Source organism: Eubacterium ramulus, from assembly GCF_003122485.1.
Lineage (GTDB): Bacteria > Bacillota > Clostridia > Lachnospirales > Lachnospiraceae > Eubacterium_I > Eubacterium_I ramulus_A.
Genome location: NZ_JRFU01000124.1, coordinates 1 through 15,215, shown reverse-complemented (window position 1 = coordinate 15,215; position 15,215 = coordinate 1). Strand labels below are relative to the sequence as shown.

Annotated in this window: 12 protein-coding genes; all 12 read left to right on the top strand. The window is 44.6% G+C overall.

The genetic code is table 11. From position 1 onward, the window contains the following. Positions 1–1,263, top strand: a 1,263-nt coding sequence (locus LG34_RS11280; protein WP_207657029.1) for a hypothetical protein, incomplete at its 5' end; no start/stop codon positions are given. Continuing rightward, positions 1,253–1,531, top strand: coding sequence for a hypothetical protein (locus LG34_RS11275; protein ID WP_109216140.1), 279 nt, complete (start codon positions 1,253–1,255; stop codon positions 1,529–1,531). The genes LG34_RS11280 and LG34_RS11275, both read left to right, overlap by 11 nt. A gap of 2 nt (positions 1,532–1,533) precedes the next feature. Beyond that, positions 1,534–1,752, top strand: a complete 219-nt coding sequence (locus LG34_RS11270; protein ID WP_109216139.1) for a hypothetical protein — start codon at positions 1,534–1,536, stop codon at positions 1,750–1,752. A 66-nt stretch (positions 1,753–1,818) separates the two neighbouring features. Beyond that, positions 1,819–3,411 carry an Hsp70 family protein gene (locus tag LG34_RS11265; RefSeq protein WP_109216138.1) on the top strand — a complete coding sequence of 531 codons (1,593 nt, stop codon included), beginning with the start codon at positions 1,819–1,821 and terminating at the stop codon, positions 3,409–3,411. Positions 3,412–3,425: 14 nt separating this feature from the next. Continuing rightward, positions 3,426–5,111 carry an Hsp70 family protein gene (locus tag LG34_RS11260; RefSeq protein ID WP_109216137.1) on the top strand — a complete coding sequence of 562 codons (1,686 nt, stop codon included), beginning with the start codon at positions 3,426–3,428 and terminating at the stop codon, positions 5,109–5,111. A gap of 20 nt (positions 5,112–5,131) precedes the next feature. Then, positions 5,132–6,046: a DivIVA domain-containing protein gene (locus tag LG34_RS11255; RefSeq protein ID WP_109216136.1), complete on the top strand. Its 915-nt coding sequence runs from the start codon at positions 5,132–5,134 to the stop codon at positions 6,044–6,046. A gap of 3 nt (positions 6,047–6,049) precedes the next feature. Next, positions 6,050–7,012 (top strand): hypothetical protein, encoded by a 963-nt coding sequence (locus tag LG34_RS11250; RefSeq protein ID WP_109216135.1) that lies wholly within the window; start codon positions 6,050–6,052, stop codon positions 7,010–7,012. A 39-nt stretch (positions 7,013–7,051) separates the two neighbouring features. Continuing rightward, positions 7,052–7,618, top strand: a complete 567-nt coding sequence (locus tag LG34_RS11245) for a hypothetical protein (protein ID WP_109216134.1) — start codon at positions 7,052–7,054, stop codon at positions 7,616–7,618. A 4-nt stretch (positions 7,619–7,622) separates the two neighbouring features. Continuing rightward, positions 7,623–8,213, top strand: a complete 591-nt coding sequence (locus tag LG34_RS11240) for a 4Fe-4S single cluster domain-containing protein (protein WP_181369352.1) — start codon at positions 7,623–7,625, stop codon at positions 8,211–8,213. Positions 8,214–8,248: 35 nt separating this feature from the next. Beyond that, a complete protein-coding gene (locus LG34_RS11235; protein WP_109216132.1) occupies positions 8,249–9,847 on the top strand; it encodes a hypothetical protein in 1,599 nt (532 codons plus the stop codon). Positions 9,848–9,897: 50 nt separating this feature from the next. Continuing rightward, on the top strand, positions 9,898–14,118 hold the full coding sequence (locus LG34_RS11230) for an AAA family ATPase (RefSeq protein WP_109216131.1): 4,221 nt from the start codon (positions 9,898–9,900) through the stop codon (positions 14,116–14,118). Positions 14,119–14,148: 30 nt separating this feature from the next. Further along, positions 14,149–15,165 carry a hypothetical protein gene (locus LG34_RS11225; RefSeq protein WP_109216130.1) on the top strand — a complete coding sequence of 339 codons (1,017 nt, stop codon included), beginning with the start codon at positions 14,149–14,151 and terminating at the stop codon, positions 15,163–15,165. The last annotated feature ends 50 nt before the right edge of the window (positions 15,166–15,215 follow it).

The following is a 15,215-nucleotide window of genomic DNA, read 5'->3' as shown; positions in this document are numbered from 1 at the left end:
AGAATTACACGAGAGTGTGAGTTCTTGAATAGAAAAAGAAACGTGTTTGAAGGAATCATTGACAATCGCAGTTTTTTTCAGAACATACGTGGCGATCTGCTTGTTTCCGGTGAGAGAGCCAGTGATCAGGAAATGATCCTGAATCTGGTGGAAAGCTGTATGGAAAAAGCAGACATGCCCATCATTTTACTTTCCGGTCATCAGGGTGTGTTTACAGAACTTCAGAGACGGAGAACACAGGACGCGTTTTCAAATGTGAGAATTGCAAGCCCATCAGAAAAAACGTACCATCCGTTTCTTGGAATGTCAAAGCAGCAGATCCAGAGATTTGTCAGCCTTGCAGCAGAGAAAATGGGAATCGGAGTTTTAATCGGAAAAGTAATGATTTATACAGCGGCATTGCTGGATATCGTTGCTGCAAAATATCCGGTTTCTCTGCCGGCTATGGCAGGTCTGCTGCAGGAAGATGACGATGTGATCTCAGAGGTTGCAATGGAATGTGGTCTTTCCAATGTGGTGGTGGATAACATCAGAAGCAATCATGAGGCAGGCATTGTTCTGAGAAGAATCTGTGGAAAACTGGAGGAAGTATTTGAGGAAGTCTATACGCCCGGAAGTGATACGGGTTACAGTTTTGCAACAGGTATCAGAGATCATGGTAGACTGTTTGCTTTCTATACTGCTTCCAGAGATTATCAGATCTTAAATACCTGTTTGAAAGAAGAACTGTACAACTGTCTGAAACAGGGAACCCGTCTGAGAGTGATCCTGGATGAGATGATCTTTGAAAATGAAGAAGATGAATTACTGAGATATCTTCTGAGAGAAAAAATGCAGGGACGGATCGAGCTGATGTTTCTGGCACAGAATCCGGTGAAATGGCTCCCGGAGGCAGCAGATCTGGCATTTGTCAATGTTGTGATGTTTCCACAGCAGACACCTGCTGCTACCGATCTGGTGTCAGAACGATTATTCAGTACCTATCAGTATTATTTTCCGGCACCGACGGCAGGCACACCGCCGCATCTGCTTTTTACCTTTCAAAAAGCAGTCAACTGGCAGATCCAGTCAGAACAGCGTCTGCGTGTGCAAAGTAATGATTTGTACCAGGCACCATCCCGCTGGGGACCAGTTGTTGATTATCTGGCAGTGAAAACCATGGAAAGTGACAACATTTTTCTGGTTCCGTTGGAAGATTTTATGCAGTCCGGAGCAAGGTATCAGTTAACAAATAAGGAGGGGAACATGAAAAATGAGACGTAGACGAGATATTTTTGGAAATGGATCGGGCAGAATGTCTGGAATCCGTAATTTGTCACCGGCACAGCTTGTGACAAGAATCCTGGGAATTTTATCTGTGATCCTGGCAATTGTGATGGTGGTAAACCTGAACCGGATTATGGCGGCGATGGCCGTATTTGCAGCAAAAATCTGTTCCTATGGTGTGATCGCATTTGTTGTGATCGCTGTGATAGCATACCTGCTTCTCCGTTTGCGTTGGAGAATCAGAAGTCGATTTTGGAGGTGGTAATAATGGGTTATGAGATGTGGGAAATCTGGATGGCAATCAGACGTTTTCTGATTGGATGGGCAGTAGCGTTAGGTATTCTGTTTGTGGCAAGCTGTATCCGTTATCACGCTTTTATTGCAGAAGCATTTGTAAGTCATACCGGAGTATTGATCAATGGCATTATGCCGATACTGCTCATACTGTTTGGAATAGGATATGCCCTGAAAACGGTATTCAGATAAATAAAAACAATAACTGATAAATAAGAAACAAAAACGACAGAAAAACATCATAAAGGAGTTTATGAAATGGCAAGAAATAATAAAGAAAAAAATAAACCAGTGATCGGTATGGATTTTGGTAACTGCTATTCCTTCCTGAGTTATATTTCAGATTTTGACGGTAAAACCAGACTTGGCGGAAACGTACATGATCTGCTCCCCGGTGGATTAAATGAAGGAATCCCGAGCGTGTTCTTTTATTCAAAAGTAGCAGGTACTCTTTGTGGAGAAACAGCAGTGCGCGGACGCGCAAAGCCTGTGCAAAACAGAATTAACCGCCTGAAGCGTCATCTTGGAGAAACAATGACACTGGATGGCAGAGAGATTTCTTACGATGAAGCAATTACAGAGGTTATTCAGCATTGTGTGAGATCTGCGAATAAAAAGCTTCAGTCAGGCTGGCAGATGACAACAAATGAGATTGCCCTGAGCTATCCGGCAACTTATACCAGCGCACAGAGACAGAGACTGATCGAACTGGCAGAGAAGGCATCTCTTGCCGATGGAACACAGGTACATGTAAGTGGCACCATTGCGGAACCGGCAGCGGCAGGACTGGATTATCTGTCCAGATTTGGCTCTGACAAAGAAACCACCGTGTTAGTGTACGATTTGGGTGGAGGAACCTTCGATCTTGCACTGGTTGCGTTGTATCCCAAGGGAAGAACAAATGGTGACGGAGATTATTATTATGACATTTTGGCCGTAGACGGTCTGGAAGATGTAGGAGGTGGAGAGTTTGATGAAATTATGTACCAGTTAATAGAACAGAAGCTGCAGGTTCCATTGAACCCGTCTCACAAAGCCGCACTTCGGGCAGAAGCTGAGAAGATAAAAAAGGATTTAACGTTCGATGCCTATGCAGATGCGGAAGTGCTTTATAACAACGAATATCTGACGGTACGTGTCACACGTGAAGAATTTGAGACCGCTTCCAGAGAGTTGCTGATGAGAACCATTGAAGCGACCAAAAAAATGTTTGAAAGACATTCCAATCAGAAGCCGGAGACAATTATCTTAACCGGTGGAGCAAGTCAGATGCCGATGGTCAAACGCGCATTGGAGGAGGCATTTCCGGAATATAAGGGGGATGAAATGAAACACAAGGAAGATAAAATCCAGATTTCAAATCCAAGCCGTGCCATTGCCGATGGTGCAGCACGTTATGGTACAGCAGAAGCAATGAATGATATTGCTGAAAAGGCAGAAGCTGTTTCTGTTGTTCAGACACGAGTAGGATATGACCTTGGAATCCGATTTTATCATAGTGTCGATGATGAGAGCGGTTATATTTCTACCTATATCCCTGCAGGAACACCGATTCCGTATCAGGCAGCTTACCAGAATTCAACGACACTCCATGAAGATCAGAGATATTCCGGATTTACTGTTTACGAAGCAAATAAGGCACATCCGGATTCAGAACAGGTGGCAGAGGATTACACCGAGATCATGAAAGTCTCTCTGGATCATGGAAGAGAAGTCCCGAAAGGCACCCGCAACGAGAGCCGCCTTTGTATTGATAAATTGGGAGTACTGACGATTGAAGCGCGAGAGGCAGATCACCCGGAGAAACCGATCAAGAGTACTGTGGAACTGAAAAATCTTAGTAAATCATAAAAACGGGAGGATAAATGATGGCCAGATCAGAAAAATCAGAGAATAAAAACAGAGTATTAGGATTGGACATTGGTAATGGATACGGCTATGTATCCCTGTTGGAAAACCCGAAGAACGATCCGATTCCGCTGCTTCCAGCTTCCCTTTCCACACAGGGAATGCCAACAACGGCCTATGTGAAGCCGCCGAATGGAGAACAGATCGATGTCTTTTCTGATGGCAGAGCAGCAGAACAGAAATACGCAAGAACCCCACAGCAGCTTGTGTATGCGGCAAAAACCCGTTTGCCGGAACTCACACTTAAGATTCCGGGAATTGAAAGACCGGTACAGGCAGGTCACATTTATGCGGCAGCAGCACATGATCTGCTTGTGTTGGCAGAAAAGGAGCTTGCAAATAAAGGCATTCCACCGGTTTATGACGTGGTGTTCACATTCCCTGCAGCATTTGCCGACAATGTGCCTGTGTTGGAAATCATGCAGGAAAATCTGGGAAAGGTTGAGATAAATGGAAAACCGATTCAGGTGTTGAGCAGACTGCCGGAGCCTGCAGCAGTAGCAATCGATTATCTCCATTACATGCAGCATATTGCGCCGGAGCAGATCCGCATCAAGAAAAATGAGTTTACGGTACTGGTATATGACTTAGGACATGGGACCTTCGATACTGCTATCGTGACGGCTCAAAGTGAGGGAACTCCGTACAAAATGCATGCGAAAGACGGACTGGAGGAAGTCGGTGGAAAAGACTTTGACAACGTCTTATATCAGGAACTTTTATCTGTATTGCAGAAACAGTATGGATTTGAACCTCAGAATGAGATCCAGAGAGCGGAAATCATGCGTGAAGCCGTCAAGGCAAAAATTGCTTTGACAGACGATAACTCTTATTTGGCATCTGTCATGAATCAGCAGAATGAATACTGTGAGGTGGAGATCACCAGAGAACGCTTTGAAAAGCTGAGCGAGCCGCTGGTATTTCAGACGCTGGAAGTCGTGCAGAAGATGCTGGAGGAAGCGGAAGAAAAAGGGATCACAATTGATGCAATCGTTCTTTCGGGCGGCGGAAGCAAAGTTCCTATGATCCGCGCAAGTCTGGAAAAACTGGTGGAAGATAAATATCCGATCATCATGCACAGACCGAGTGAGGCAGTGTCTTTCGGTGCATCCCGTTTTGCCGGTGCATCACGCTTTGGATATGGCGATGGCGTTGCACATAAGGAAGATGCAGAGGAGGAATCGGAAAACAAAGAAATAGAAACAGAAGAAAAAAAACCGGTTACAGAGGAGGAAGACGACAATGTGAAAAATACAAATCCAGTACTGGAGCAGCAGACCGACCGCTGCTATGGCATCTGGTATCCATCAGCAGGCAAGCTGGAAGGCGAGATTCGTTTTCTGGTAACCAGTGGACAGACAAGACCGTTCCGCTCAGAACCCATCTCATTTGTCAGCCAGTCATCCAGAATTGTGATCAAGGTTTTCCAGTCCAAAGAGAAGAATCAGGTGCTGGAGACAGATGCAGAACACAACTGTGACGGCATTGTTTGGATTCCATTTCACGTAAAAAAAGGAACAAAGTACAACTTAACGTTAACAGCACAGGAAAACTACGGAGTGCAGGTAGATATCCATAGTGATAACGGCGAACATTATACAAAATCAACTACAGATGAGTGGAAAAAACTGACAGATGAATAGAAGAGAAGGAGGAATGAAAAATGGCATTTGGAAATTATTATGGCGGTGTAACAAATGAGAAAAATATCTTAGATAAGCTGGCAGAGATGACCAAGGAACTCAGAGAGGTAAAAGTTACGTTAATCAATCCGGAGGTACAGGCAGAACAGATCAAGTATCAGGTAATCAACGAGGCAAAAGCAGAGGCAGACAAGCTGATTAACGAAGCGAAGGCGGAAGCAGAAAAAATCAGAAATGAAGCAAAGGAGGAAGTACGTAAGGAGAGAGAACAGCGCGATAAAAGTGAAGATAAGAGAAAAAAAAGTCTGGATGAATATCTGAACAGCAGACAGATCTGTTACAAGAGAGAAGTGGATATGGATGTAAGACAGTGGTTAGAAAATTATTTTGCAAAAGAAAAACGTGCGGCTGAGATTCATGATGAGATGTGTGCAAATACAAACACTGTTCAGGCAAAGTTTATTGCAGCATTGGAGGACAACATCGAGAAGCTTGAGACTGTGAAGTCAGATTTTTACACAAACATTCATTCCTGGCAGAAATCATTGTATCCGGTGGAGTATGAGCCGATCGCACAGAATTTTCAGGAGCTTTACCGTCTGGTGAATGTAGATCCACTGATCCGTATGGAACTCCTTGCAGAAGGCACATCAACAAATATGCTGAAAGAATTGGAGAAATTAAAAAAAACATTATCTACATTTTTACATCGTTTTGAGAGCTCCCTTCATGGATTAGACATGTATGTATATTACCCGGAAGCAGGTGAGATGTATGACGCTTTGTGGCATCTTCCTGAAAACGAAGCGGATTGCACCGGTGGACACGTTGTTACCTGTATCGTGCCTGGTGTGGCAAGAAAAGCAGCAGATCAGGTTGACGACGATGTGGTGCTGCCGGCAGTTGTCAAGGTTGAGATGAGTAAGGAGGAATAACACATGGATGCAGAACATATTTCCAAATACGAAGCGGCGGCAATGTATGCATATGAAAATACAGCCGCACAGACAGAAGTTACAAAGGAAAGAAATTATCTGATTCTGGATCTGGAGCAGTGCTCCGCAGGTTTTTGTACCTGTGATCAGAAAGAGACAAAGCTGATTCATAACTGGGATACCACACAGACAGATTTATGGGATCTTTGTATCGAAAATTTACAGAAACTGGCAGGTGGAACCGAAAGAGAACAGATTGTTTCTGAACTGGAGTCACAGCGTTCCAGGGCAGACAATATCATGCGTAATTATTTTCTTTCTGACCGCACAGTAAATAAGACATTATATCAGTTTCCCGAAAGTAAGATTACCTGTGCTGCATTCGAAAACGCAATGCAGCCAGTAAAAGAAATGCTGAAAAACCTTATGAACCGGATCAAAGCACAGATTGATGAAGCGACATTGGCAGACACAGGAATTGTTGTTCTGGGACAGGCACAGAATCTGTTCTGGGTAATGTATGAGATCAGAAATTTCTTTTCCGCGGACTCCATGCTTCCGGATGAACGTTTCCTGAATGAAGGATTGGACGTTTCCTATGCAGAGATTGTAGAAAGCGGCATGAACTTAGAAAAAGACAAACACGCTGCACACCATACCTATAAGCTGGTTGTTTTTGATCCGGATAGCCAGTCAGAATCATTTTTACTTTTAGCAGAAAAAGGTCTGGGCGTGCAGAAAGTGTCTTATCTGGAACCCGTTTTGTTCCGTCCAAAGAGTTCCATCGTGCTTCGTATCGACGATGAGAAAAAGGAATACACACTTCCGGATACATGGTTGACGGAGCCGTTGGAATTATTGGATATGGGACTGGAAAAACAGGAGGGAACAGATACCTTGCTTGTTCGCAGACATACCGCTTCAGATGCAGACGAGATGACACACTCTATTCGTTTAGAACAGTAGCTGATCGGACAAAACAGAGAACAGGAAGGTGAGAGACAGATGAATGTACAGAAACGTGAATTATTAAAACGTCAGTTAGAGCGACAGGCAAAGCTGTTTGCGTTGGAAGATGATACAGAAGAAACGGTTGTATCTATTCTGGCAACTTGTTCCGCATTATTACGGGAAGCGGAAAATGCTTTGACCGAGGAGATGACAGCAGAGACATTCGACAATATTTATCCCGGATACATTGGAATTTCAAAGAGAATGAATGCTTTTTATGTCACAAACAAAAGTATGTTTGACAAGAAAGAAACAGAAATGGTGGCGGGTATTCACGCTGCATTTGAGGAAGATATGCAGAAGATGATTCGTAACGTGGAAAACGCAAAAGATTCTTATGCTGAATTGTCTGCTTATCAGACAGAATTAAAGAGAATTCAGGATGCACTTCGTGAGGATGGATATGTCAACGTTGAAAGTTTTTCCAATAAGCTGGAAGCAATGAATCAGCAGTCAGAACAGTTAATGAAAGACTATGACCGTTTCCTGAAAAATGTCAGTCAGGATGTGGCAGAGCTGCAAAATAAAATCGAAACCAGAAGAAAGGCAGGGGGTGTATAAAGCTATGAAGATTCAGTTGCATGCGAAACGAGATGGAATAACAAAACTGGGACCTGGCACACGTTTTGTCGTGTGGACGCAGGGATGCCCCCGCAGCTGTCCGGGATGTATGACAGCGGCAAGTCAGCAGATGAATGGTGGTTTTTCCGCAGATACGAAACAGCTGGCAGAGGAGATTTTACAGTCCGGCAGACATGGACTGACAATCAGCGGAGGAGAGCCGTTTTTACAGGCGAAAGCACTGGCAGACTTAATTCAGGAAGTTCGAAAGAAAACAGATCTGGGCGTGATGATCTACACCGGATTTACCCTTGAAGAACTTCAGGAGGCAGATAACCCGGATTACAACTTGTTACTGGAACAATGTGACCTGCTGGTGGATGGTCCGTACATAGATGAATTAAACGATTCCAAAAACCTCAGAGGATCATCCAATCAGCGTGCCATTCCACTGACAGACCGATATGCAGAATACGCAAAACAGATTGGAACAAAGCCCGCAGAAATAGAAATGTTTTACGAGGAGGAAAAAATCAGAATCGTCGGAGTACCACCCAAAAATATGTTTAAAAAAGTAAAACAGATCGGATTTTAACCAGAGTACCACTCATTAGAAAAGGAGACAGAAATATGAGTTATTACGAGACAGCAGAACAGCGACAGATCAGAGAGCAGAGAAATAGAATTGAGAGACTGACAGCAGAATTGAATGGCACAAGCGCACAGCGTGATGCATTGAGAAGAGAAAGAGAGAATGTGTTACGCCGTGTACAGAGAGAAAACGAACGTCTGTCACGTCAGATTCGTCAGCAACAGCAGGCAGCCGACAGAAAAGTGAGTCAGATGAGTGCGGCAGTACAGCGTCTGGATGCACAGGTAAAAGAACGCGAGCGTTTACAGAATAACAAAATTGAGGCAATGCAGCGCCAGCACAGACAGCAGGTTCAGCGCCTGGAGACAGAACATCAGGAAGCGCAGCAGGAGCTTCAGGCAGAGATTGGCCGCAATCGTCGTGAAATGAGAAGAAGCATCTCACTGCTTCGTGAAGAAACAGATCAGAAAATCCGTGAACAGAAAGAAGAAGCTTCCCGTGCACTGGCTCAGGTAAGCAGCAAACTGGAAGGTCAGATCAATGAGGTAAACAGAACCGTCAATACACTTGCTCAGCAGATCGCAGAGCGTGAAATGGGAGACCGTGAACTGGCAGTATACTGGGCACAGGAAGCGGCACGCATGGTAACACAGATCCGTGAGACCTTTCAGCCTCAGTTGTTAGATGACCGCAAGATCGGACTTCTGGATCGCAAGATCCGTCAGGCAGGCGATGATGTAAAAGGCGGTCAATATCAGTCAGCAATTACCGCAGGACGCGAAGCCTTTTACGGTGCAATGGATATGAAAGAGGAGCTTGCACTGGCCGCATTGGAGTGGAACTATCAATACAACAGTGTCCGCACGAGAGAGAGACAGCTTTTGGAAGCATTGGAGGAGGCAGAACAGAGAGTCTATGAGATTGATACAGAAGAGGGTACTTACCAGTACAACAACGGCATTGATTATTGGACGTTTGGACAGTTGACTATTTTGCGTAATCAGATTGCGACTGTCCGTGCTTCCTTAGAACAAGCGGAGGAAATGAAACTGCCACAGCTTCAGGAGGCAGAGGAAGAACTTCATTCTTTGCAGGAACAGTTGTTGTTGCTTGAAAACGCAGCACACATCAATGTTGCGATGTCGGTAAGCCGTTATGAAACAGCTTCCAAGATAGGTGCTATTTTGGACGATAACTACGAGATGATGGATGCGGATGGTGAATTTTTTGCCAGAGAAGACCGCGAAGAATATCATGCACTCTTTCAGAATCCGGTCACCCGTGATCAGGTGGCAGTTGTGATCACACCGATTCCGGACGAGGGTGGCGTAGTGACGAATCACATTGAACTCATTGTTGGAAATGCCGACAACAATCCGGTGACAAGAGACCGCATTGCTCAGGAGGTCGCAGAAAAGCTCAGAAGCGCCGGTCTGGAGGGATGCTCTTTCTCCGCATGCTCCGGTCGTTATGGAGATCGTACATCACAGGAAGTAGCAAGAGTGAGTGATATGACAGCTGTTGAGCGTGGCGATGAGAAAGTGAGAGCGACGAAACCGGTGGGAGCAGTGCAGACAGATGCTGTGACATCACGTGTAAGACGTACACAGAAAACACCTGTAACTTCTGCCAAGTAAGCGAAACAATATACGGATGAGAAGGATCGATAGAGAAGGAGAATTGGACAATGGCAAATGCGAGTTATTTTTCGGCTGAAAATTCATGGAAACGTCTGTTTTTTATTACCGGCAAGACGGCAGACGAGTTTTATATGGACAGCGGCATAAAAATGAACATTGAGCAGGCAATCTGGCAGGAACTCAAAAGAAACGGATATGAACGTATTGTATTTTTTGATAATGATCAGAAGTTATATTGTTATGACGATGAATCCTTTAAATTATTAACCAAGACGACGAAGGAAGACAGTCCAGGCAAAGCAAATGCAGGTGTTTCGGCAGAACCGCGCCTCCAAAAAGGATTAAGACGTGGACGGAATGCACATCGTATGGGGAGTGCTGCAGCAGATACCACGCCACCGTCCGATATGCCACAGGAAGGTGCTGTACAGCAGGAGCCGGCGGATACAGCAGTTGAAAACCAGAGCTGGAAAGTCGGTGCACATTCCGGAGTGTTGGTAAAAAACGCCGATGGAGGACCATTGCATCTTGGAATGACAGATAACACCTTTGTGAAACGTCAGATGGATGCTTACATGTATAATGCGGCAATCAAAACCGCTGTTGTGATCAACGATCCGACCACATTTTTGCAGGAGTTTGGTTCCGATCCGCTTCATTCTCTTACTGCGGGCTATGAGCGTCTTGGAAGTGAAAATCAGAATATCATGGTATTCATTTACACAGACAAAGATCTGGCCAACATCTATGAAGTGAGAGAAATCAACGCAGAAAACAAAGACGCGAATATCATCAATATTCCCGGCCCGAATGCCATCGAACTGAAAAATATGCTTATGTATATGAAGATGAATTACGGATTGAAGCTTCGCCTCAGTGAACTGACCGAAGTCGCCGTGGCACTTCATCAGGCATTGCAGTTAAGTGAGCAGCCGGTTCGTATCAAGGAACTGTACACAAGACTCCTTGGATTTGAAAAGAAAAAACTACTGGATAAAGATAATTGCTATGAATTGCTTGACATGAAAAAACCGGAATCTGCAAAAGAACAGCTTAACAATCTGATCGGTATGGCAATGGTCAAAAAAACACTGGCATCCTATGAAACAAAAGACCGTTCACCGTTGGCTGCACTTCCATATCTGACGGCATCCAGATTGCAGCCGGACCTGGATAATCCAAATGAGAAAAAAGAGATGCTGCATATTGTGCTCACAGGCCCTCCGGGAGTTGGCAAGACCACAGTAGCGAAATTAGTGTCCCAGTTATTCTTTGAAATGGGATACCTGGAAAGTGGACATGTAGTGGAAGCAGATCGTTCGACACTTGTTGGAAGTTATGTCGGACAAACTGCACTTCTGGTAAGACAGAAAGTGGAAGAAGCGATGGGCGGTGTGCTTTTTATAGATGAGGTCTATGCCCTCAAACGTAAGGATCACAGCGCAGCTGATTTCGGTCAGGAAGCAATCGATACCCTTTGCAAATTAATGGACGAGTACAAAGGAAAATTTATTGTTGTGGCAGCGGGATATCCGGAAGAAACGGAAGTCTTTATCAAGTCAAATCCAGGACTTGCAAGCCGTTTTAAATTAAAACTAAACATTGATGCATATACGCCTTCTGAAATGTGTGAAATTCTGAAATTTCATGCGAAAAAGCAGCACTTCCGCTTTTCTGAGAATCTGGAGAACCTGCTTCCGGATTTCTGTGAAAACTGGGTAGACACAGCAGATCCAGAAGACTGGGGAAATGCGCGGGAAGCAACAAATCTCATTGATGACATGAGCCGGGCATACAGTAACGATACAGCGAAAGAGACTATTCGTGAAAATGGCATGGAATATGGAATCCTTACTATCAGACATGTTCCAAAAGAATTAGAAAAACATCTCAAACCGGTTTCTGAATCACGTAAAAAAGTATTAGAAAATCTTCAGAATATGGTGGGACTTGCCAATGTAAAAGAAACAGTTGATATCATCCGCAACAGAATGATCGGCGGGTATCAGAGTGATCCCGGACATTACGTTTTTACCGGAAACCCAGGTACAGGGAAAACGACGGTAGCCCGTTACTTTGGCCAGATTTTGCGAAACCTTGGTATGTTAAAGCGTGGTCATGTGGTGGAATATACAGCCACAGATTTGATGAACGAGGTATTTAACAGAGAGAATAACGGTGATTTTGCAAAAGTTGCGAAGAAAGCATTGGAAGGCATTCTGTTTATCGATGAAGCATATCTGTTAGAGCAGGATAAAACAGGCCGTGGAGAGAATATTTTAGGTGCTTTACTCCCTTATATGGAAAACAATCACGACAGACTCTGTGTCATTGTTGCCGGTTACGAGGATGAGATGAAAGATCTGCTCAAACAAAATCCGGGCTATAAGGACCGGTTCACACAGACCATTCGCTTTGACAATTACACAGGAGAGGAGTTAACAGAAATCCTGATGGGAATGCTGAAGGCGAAGGGAATGAAAGCAGATGCAGAGTACAGAGAATATGCACTTCGCGCTTTGACCAGATATGTCAAGCTTCACGAAAAAGAAAAAGATTTTGGAAACGCACGTTTTATTCGTAATACCTTCCTTCCAGCCAGCTTAGACGCTCAGATGAATCGTCTGATCAGCGTGCATGGCGAAGACTATGTGCGGGAACATGCAAAAGAATGTGAACTGACCGGTGCAGATATTCCGGCAGATATGGTTCGCTATACAAGAACACCTCTGAAAAAGGAAGATACAAGATCTGCCATGGAAGAAATTGAAAGCATGGTTGGTTTTTCCGAAGTCAAAGAAAAATTGAAAAACTTACTGGAATTGAGAGAAAACGCAGAAAAGTCCGGGCGTGAAGATTTACTGGATGATCTGAATCTGCACATGGTCTTACGTGGAAATCCCGGTGTCGGAAAAACAACGGTCGCTAAGCTCATCGGAAAAGCATATAAGGAAGCAGGATTTTTACCGCGCGGACATGTGGTCAAAGTCACAAGAGCCGAGCTTGTCGCAGGATATGTTGGGCAGACTGCCATCAAGACGCGCAAGGTCATTGAACGTGCAATGGGAGGGGTGCTTTTCATTGACGAGGCATACATGCTCAAACGCAGCGAAAATTCCGGAAATGACTTTGGACAGGAAGCAATCGATACGATTCTGGAGCAGATGACGGATCACCTGGGTGAATTTGCCATCGTTGCGGCCGGATACCCTGCCGAAATGAATACATTTCTTGACAGTAATCCGGGCTTCTATTCACGATTCGGTGGAGATTACCTGATTCCGGATTATACAGCAGAAGAACTGTTACGGATTTTTGAACATATGTGTCAGAACAAGAAATTTTATCTGGAGGACGATATGAAGGAACAGGTCAAAAAGATTTTTACAAATATGATCGCAGCCGATCTGCCACATTTCGCTAACGCCCGTGAAGCAGAAAATCTTGAGAAAAGCATGCGTATGACCTGGACGAAAAACCCGGTAAACCGCGTAGATGAGGCGACCGGTGAAACCCGCAGCTATTACACACCGGAGCATATTCCGGAACAATATCGCGAGTATTTGGAAGATGCTCCTGAGAAAGTTACAGAAGAAAAAGAGGCATTTCAGATTTCAGGTGATACCTTAGGTCTTCCGAAAGAGAACTTTAAGTACGAGGAAGAATATATGGATCAGACCAAAAGCGTTGTGTTCATCCGTACGAAAAGAGGACGCTCTGTATCAAATGGCAGCGGTTCCATTATCACAACAGACGGTTATATCCTGACCTGTAACCACGTCATTGACAAAGCAAAAGAAATTCAGGTACGGGTAAGAAAAGCACAGGATGGCGAAAAAGCAGTATGGAGAAAGGCAAAAGTATGCTGGTCCGATGCAAAATTGGACGCTGCTATTTTAAAAATCCCAACAGATGAAAACTATTCCCCGCTGCCGTTAAGAGCAGCCGATGCGGAGACACTTCCGGGTGAAGCCATCTATCTCTGGGGCTATCCTTTCGGGAGCCGTTTAAGCGACAGTTCGGACGGACTGGATGCAAGTCTGTTTCAGGGCTCTGTCTCATCCATTCAGAGAAAAGGCGGTCTGAGCCGCATCAATGCCAATATGGAGGCAAAGCGTGGATGCTCCGGGGCTCCGGTATTTTCGAAGAAAGACGGAACAATCATTGGAATTCTTTGTGGCAGCCAGACTGAGGGAGACAGCAAGCTGGTTGAAGAAATTAACTATGTGCTCCCAGTGAAATATATTTTAGAAAACGTAGTCATTTAAAACCAAAACCGTTTGAGGAGGTTTCAGATTATGAGTAAACAGGAACATTGCCCGGTTTGTGGCAAAGCAAAAGAAACAAATACATATAGTTGCGGAGGATGTGGATTCCCGCTTGCTTTTGTAACAAAGTTCTCTGATAAAGAAAGTTACGATCTGTGGTCCGAACAGGTCAAAGAGGAAAAACAGAAATTGACCAATAAAAAACGCAAAAACCTTGCTGCCCGCTTCTGGGCAGCGGGCGGATGCACCGCATATCTTCAGGAGCAGCTGTATCTGATACATAGCAATGGAGATTTTCAGAAAGAGGAGGGTGTACAAGGATTCTCAGCCAGCGAGCGAAACTACGCAGTACTTTATACAGACGGTTCTGTAAAAATGTTTGGAGGGGACAATGGTTACGGTCAGAAAGATACCGATAGCTGGAAAGATATAACATCTGTTCTGGCAGCTCCAAACTGTACCTATGCCATTACAGTTTCCGGTGAAGTTGTAGCGGCAGGTTCTGCCCGACAGGATGTTCTGATATGGAAAAATATGAAACAGCTTTTTGCAGGAAAACACAGCATTGTCGGCTTAGATACAGAGGGATTAGTAAGAGCCAGCGGTTGTGGACAAGAAGTGCAGGAACAGCTTCGCAAATGGTCGAAGATCACAGATATTGCTGTTTCTGGAGATTGCATTGCAGGTGTGAAAGAGGATGGCAGCGTTTGTTTCTGTGGAAAGGAAAATACCAGACGTGAGGTAGAAAACTGGAAGGATATTCTGGTACTTACCGCAGATAATGCATTCTTCTATGGATTAACAGCAGACGGTGAGATAAAAGTAGCAGGATCGTGTGCAGCGTTTCTTGATCGCGGGAGATCACAGGTTTCACAGTGGTCAGAACAGAGTCAGATCCTTGCACTGGCAGGCAGTCCTTCCGGCAGCATAGCGGCCCTTACAGAAACTGGTGATTTGCTTGTGGCAGGAAGTTTTAAAGGGGATCCGGATAAGATCCGGGAGTGCTGGAAGGAGCATATCAAGCCCGTTATTTTGGAAGCTAGCTAGAGCATTCAAGTCGAACGCACGTGAGACTTGGTGCGTGATTCTGGTCAGCG

What these genes read in the sequence shown, in the direction of transcription:
- LG34_RS11275 (WP_109216140.1), top strand. Translation starts at nt 1,253, where the DNA reads ATGAGACGTAGACGAGATATTTTTGGAAATGGATCGGGCAGAATGTCT.
- LG34_RS11270 (WP_109216139.1), top strand. Translation starts at nt 1,534, where the DNA reads ATGGGTTATGAGATGTGGGAAATCTGGATGGCAATCAGACGTTTTCTG.
- LG34_RS11265 (WP_109216138.1), top strand. Translation starts at nt 1,819, where the DNA reads ATGGCAAGAAATAATAAAGAAAAAAATAAACCAGTGATCGGTATGGAT.
- LG34_RS11260 (WP_109216137.1), top strand. Translation starts at nt 3,426, where the DNA reads ATGATGGCCAGATCAGAAAAATCAGAGAATAAAAACAGAGTATTAGGA.
- LG34_RS11255 (WP_109216136.1), top strand. Translation starts at nt 5,132, where the DNA reads ATGGCATTTGGAAATTATTATGGCGGTGTAACAAATGAGAAAAATATC.
- LG34_RS11250 (WP_109216135.1), top strand. Translation starts at nt 6,050, where the DNA reads ATGGATGCAGAACATATTTCCAAATACGAAGCGGCGGCAATGTATGCA.
- LG34_RS11245 (WP_109216134.1), top strand. Translation starts at nt 7,052, where the DNA reads ATGAATGTACAGAAACGTGAATTATTAAAACGTCAGTTAGAGCGACAG.
- LG34_RS11240 (WP_181369352.1), top strand. Translation starts at nt 7,623, where the DNA reads ATGAAGATTCAGTTGCATGCGAAACGAGATGGAATAACAAAACTGGGA.
- LG34_RS11235 (WP_109216132.1), top strand. Translation starts at nt 8,249, where the DNA reads ATGAGTTATTACGAGACAGCAGAACAGCGACAGATCAGAGAGCAGAGA.
- LG34_RS11230 (WP_109216131.1), top strand. Translation starts at nt 9,898, where the DNA reads ATGGCAAATGCGAGTTATTTTTCGGCTGAAAATTCATGGAAACGTCTG.
- LG34_RS11225 (WP_109216130.1), top strand. Translation starts at nt 14,149, where the DNA reads ATGAGTAAACAGGAACATTGCCCGGTTTGTGGCAAAGCAAAAGAAACA.